3 protein-coding genes are annotated in these 4,567 nt (G+C 40.4%); 2 read left to right on the top strand and 1 reads right to left on the bottom strand.

Annotated elements, in window-relative coordinates; translation table 11 throughout:
• Nucleotides 1-43 precede the first annotated feature (43 nt).
• A complete protein-coding gene (gene mutS / locus GQR46_RS16565) occupies nt 44-2,629 on the bottom strand; it encodes a DNA mismatch repair protein MutS (protein WP_165741561.1) in 2,586 nt (861 codons plus the stop codon).
• Between the two features lie 21 nt (nt 2,630-2,650).
• On the opposite strand from mutS, the gene GQR46_RS16560 reads away from it, so the two are divergent.
• Both GQR46_RS16560 and recA read left to right on the top strand, forming a co-directional pair.
• A complete protein-coding gene (locus GQR46_RS16560) occupies nt 2,651-3,139 on the top strand; it encodes a CinA family protein (protein ID WP_101217726.1) in 489 nt (162 codons plus the stop codon).
• A 68-nt stretch (nt 3,140-3,207) separates the two neighbouring features.
• Nucleotides 3,208-4,251 (top strand): recombinase RecA, encoded by a 1,044-nt coding sequence (gene recA / locus GQR46_RS16555; protein WP_024591486.1) that lies wholly within the window; start codon nt 3,208-3,210, stop codon nt 4,249-4,251.
• Nucleotides 4,252-4,567: the final 316 nt, after the last annotated feature.

Below are 4,567 nucleotides of genomic sequence, written 5' to 3'. Positions count from 1 at the left end.
AATTTAATTCGTTAAATTGATCAAAGATTTATGCAGGTTGGTATTACAACAATGCTTTTAGTTTATATAATAAATCGTGCGCTTGGCGTGGCGATAAATTATCAGGGTCAATTGCGCTTAATTGTTCTTCTACTTCAGAAGGGGCACTTTGTGCAATTTCGTTATTAAAAGTAAAGGCTTGTTGCTCTGTATTTGGTGCAGTAACGCTTTGATGATTTTCAAGCAACTTAAGTTTTTGCTTTGCTTGTGCAATCACAGCTTTAGGAACTCCTGCAAGGGCAGCTACTTGTAAGCCAAAGCTTTTACTTGCAGCGCCGTCGAGAACTGTATGCATAAAGGCGATTGTATCGTTATGCTCTATTGCATCAAGGTGCACGTTTACCAGACCTGTTGTTTGTTCAGCAAGTTCTGTTAACTCAAAGTAGTGCGTTGCAAACAATGTTTTAGCTGATATTTTTGACGCTAAATGATCGGCTGTTGCATACGCAAGCGAGAGCCCATCATAGGTACTTGTACCACGACCAATTTCATCCATTAATACCAAAGACTGCGCCGTGGCATTATTTAAAATAGTCGCTGTTTCGGTCATTTCTACCATGAAGGTTGAGCGACCTGATGCTAAATCATCGCTAGCACCAATACGTGTAAATATGCGATCAATATTACCTATTTTAGCGCTGTCTGCAGGTACATAACTGCCAATGTGAGCCATTAGTACAATAAGTGCTGTTTGGCGCATATAGGTTGATTTACCGCCCATGTTTGGACCCGTAATAATCAACATTTTACGTTGGCTGTTTAATTCAACAGGGTTAGCAATAAACGGTTCTTTCATTACTTGTTCAACAACAGGGTGGCGACCTTGCTTAATGCTTATATTGTCGTTATCGCACAGTTCTGGTTTTGCATAATTGAGTGCAAATGCACGTTCGGCCAAGTTATTTAACACGTCTAAATCGGCCAGTGCTGCTGCCATCATTTGCAGCTGTTCAATATGTGGAGCGATAAATCTGAACAGCTCTTCGTATAGTTGCTTTTCAAGCGCTAAGGCTTTTGATTGGCTACCAAGTACTTTATCTTCGTGCTCTTTAAGCTCAGGAATAATATAGCGTTCGTTATTTTTGAGCGTTTGGCGACGAATGTAGTCGGCTGGCACTAAGTGGGCATTGGCGCGGCTTACTTCAATAAAAAAGCCATGTACTCGGTTATAACCAATTTTAAGCGTACTAATACCCGTGCGTTCGCGTTCACGTAACTCTAGTTGATCAAGTACATCGGTTGCACCTTTACTTAAGTTACGCCACTCATCTAGTTCGCTGTTGTAACCAGGGGCAATAACGCCACCGTCACGAATAAGTACCGGTGGATTTTCTATCACTGCACGTTCTAATAACTCTTGTAAATCAGGGAGCTCAGGCGAGTGCTTGATAATACCCGCTATACGAGGATCGTTAGCATCGCCTAACAAAGTGTGTAGTGGCGCAAGTGCTTGTAATGCGCTGCGAAGGCGAGTTAAATCGCGCGGGCGAGCAGTACATAAAGCTAAGCGTGCAATAACACGCTCTACATCACCAATCTCTTTTAATGATTCGTGTAATTCACCGCACAGTTGTACATCTAAAATAGCGCTAATTGCATTTAAGCGTGAATTTAGCTCGTCTTTATTACGTACAGGTGTATGAATACGGCGCTTAAGTAAACGAGAGCCCATAGGTGTTGCTGTTTTATCAAGTACCTGGGCAAGTGTATTTTCAAACCCACCTGATAAATTAACGGTAAGTTCTAAATTTTTACGGGTTGCGGCATCTAAAATAACAGCGTGTTCGTTGTGCTCAAGCGTAATTGCACGAATATGTGGCAGTGCAATACGTTGTGTATCTTTTACGTATTGCATTAAACAACCGGCAGCAACAAGCGCGCTGTGGGCTTTATCAACACCAAAACCAACTAAATCTTTAGTACCAAACTGATCGCATAATAAGTGCTGAGCCGTATCTAAGTCGAACTCCCACTCTGGGCGGCGGCGGGCACCTTTTATATGCTCAATTAAATGAAAGTTTTCAAAGCTTTCGCTATACAGAAGTTCTGCCGGAGCTAAGCGCTGAATAGTTGAGTTAAAGGCTTCGTCGGTGTTAACCTCTACAACGTTAAAGCGACCAGAGTTAATATCAAGGTACGCGATACCGTACAGACCTTTTTTACTTTGCCAAACGCTAGTAAGAAGATTGTCTTGTCGTTCTTGTAAAAGCGCTTCATCAGAAATTGTACCAGGTGTAACTATACGAACAACTTTACGATCGACAGGGCCTTTACTAGTTGCAGGGTCACCCACTTGTTCACAAATAGCGACTGATTCACCCATTTGGACTAGGCGTGCTAGGTAGTTTTCTACTGCATGATAAGGTACGCCCGCCATAGGGATAGGATCGCCACCGGCTTTACCGCGATGAGTTTGCGAAATATCGAGTAATTGAGCGGCGCGTTTAGCGTCATCAAAAAAGAGTTCGTAAAAATCGCCCATACGATAAAACAATAAAATATCGCGATGCTCTGATTTTATTTTTAGATACTGCTGCATCATAGGGGTTTGTTGTTTTATAGTGTGTGGTGCATAAAGATCAAACGACATGTATTTACCCAAAGGCTGAATATGGAATTACATCAAGAGATTAAAACACTTGCTGCGCAATTAGGCGCTATTTTAACGGATAAATGCTTATGGATCACTAGTGCTGAATCATGTACTGGTGGCGGAGTGAGTTATGCCCTTACAGATACGCCCGGAAGCTCTGCTTATATTGACCGCGCATTTGTGACTTACAGCAACCAAGCAAAGCAAGATTTGCTAAATGTAAGTGCAAGCACATTAGCAAAGTACGGTGCTGTGAGCGAACAAACAGTGCGTGAAATGGCATTAGGTGCTATTAAAGCAACAAATGCAAATATATCTATAGCTGTATCGGGTATTGCAGGACCTGGCGGGGCAACTGATGGCAAACCTGTGGGACTTGTGTGGTTTGGCATACAAATTAATGACAAAGTACTGACCTTTAAACAAGTATTCTCTGGCGATAGGGCTCAAGTTAGACTGCAAGCTATTGTATTTGCATTGAAAAGTGTAATAGATGAGATAAAATAAAAAAATTAGCTTGATACTGTGATTTCATACAGTATACTTGATTCCATTAGCTGGATTTGGAGAATAAAATGAACGATAACAAACAAAAAGCGTTGGACGCAGCACTATCACAAATTGAACGTCAATTTGGTAAAGGCTCAATTATGAAATTGGGTGATAACAAAGCGTTAAACATTGAATCTGTATCTACAGGCTCATTAGGTATTGATATTGCTTTAGGCATAGGTGGTTTACCTATGGGACGTATTGTTGAAGTATACGGACCTGAGTCATCTGGTAAAACAACGCTTACTTTACAAGTTATCGCAGAAGCACAAAAAGAAGGCAAAACATGTGCCTTTATTGATGCTGAGCATGCTCTAGATCCAGTATATGCCCAAAAATTGGGTGTAAATATAGATGAATTATTTGTATCTCAACCAGATACAGGTGAGCAAGCACTAGAAATTTGTGACATGTTAGTACGCTCAAGCGCAGTAGATGTTGTTGTAATTGACTCGGTTGCTGCACTAACACCAAAAGCTGAAATTGAAGGCGATATGGGCGATTCGCACATGGGCTTACAAGCACGTTTAATGTCGCAAGCATTACGCAAGCTTACTGGTAACATTAAACGCTCTAACACGTTGTGTATTTTCATTAACCAAATCCGTATGAAAATTGGTGTTATGTTTGGTAACCCAGAAACAACAACGGGTGGTAATGCACTTAAGTTTTACGCATCGGTACGTATTGATATTCGTCGTATTGGTTCTGTTAAAGAAGGCGATGAAGTTGTTGGTAACGAAACTCGCGTTAAAATTGTTAAAAACAAAGTAGCGCCGCCGTTTAAACAAGCTGAATTTATCATCATGTATGGTGAAGGTATTTCTAAGCAAGGCGAGCTAATTGACCTAGGCGTTAAGCATAAAATTGTTGAAAAAGCAGGTGCTTGGTATAGTTACTGTGGCAACAAGGTTGGCCAAGGTAAATCTAACTCAATTAAGTTTTTGAAAGAAAACCCAGAAATTGCAGATGAGATTGAAGGCAAGTTACGCGAAATGCTTTTATTAAAAGCAACTATTGAACCAGATGATGGTGAAGATAAGTTGGGCGATGACGCTGATCTTTAACAGCCTCAAAATGAGTTTTTAAGCTTGATTTGACCCGAGCTTTAAAAAGCGTTAATCAGTAATGATTAGCGTTTTTTTGTTATTAAAAACTTAAAGTAGATAACCTGAGCTCTGGATAATAAATCTATCTCGAGCAGCTATTTTCAGCGCTAACTGCGTTGAATTTACTTACAATAGGCCAGCTATTGACGCGTAAATTCGCCTTGTTTCCACTGAAAATCTCTGGCTAGAGAAAATAAATTTAAATACCACTATGATTCAATACGTTAGTAAATCTCTTAACCAGAGTTTAGGTTAGATAAAAATAAAAACGACA

Source organism: Pseudoalteromonas sp. Z1A6 (genome assembly GCF_011378745.1).
In the GTDB taxonomy this organism is placed as follows: Bacteria; Pseudomonadota; Gammaproteobacteria; order Enterobacterales; family Alteromonadaceae; genus Pseudoalteromonas; species Pseudoalteromonas arctica.
Note: the sequence above shows the minus strand (reverse complement) of the source record. Positions and strands in the feature narration are given on the sequence as shown.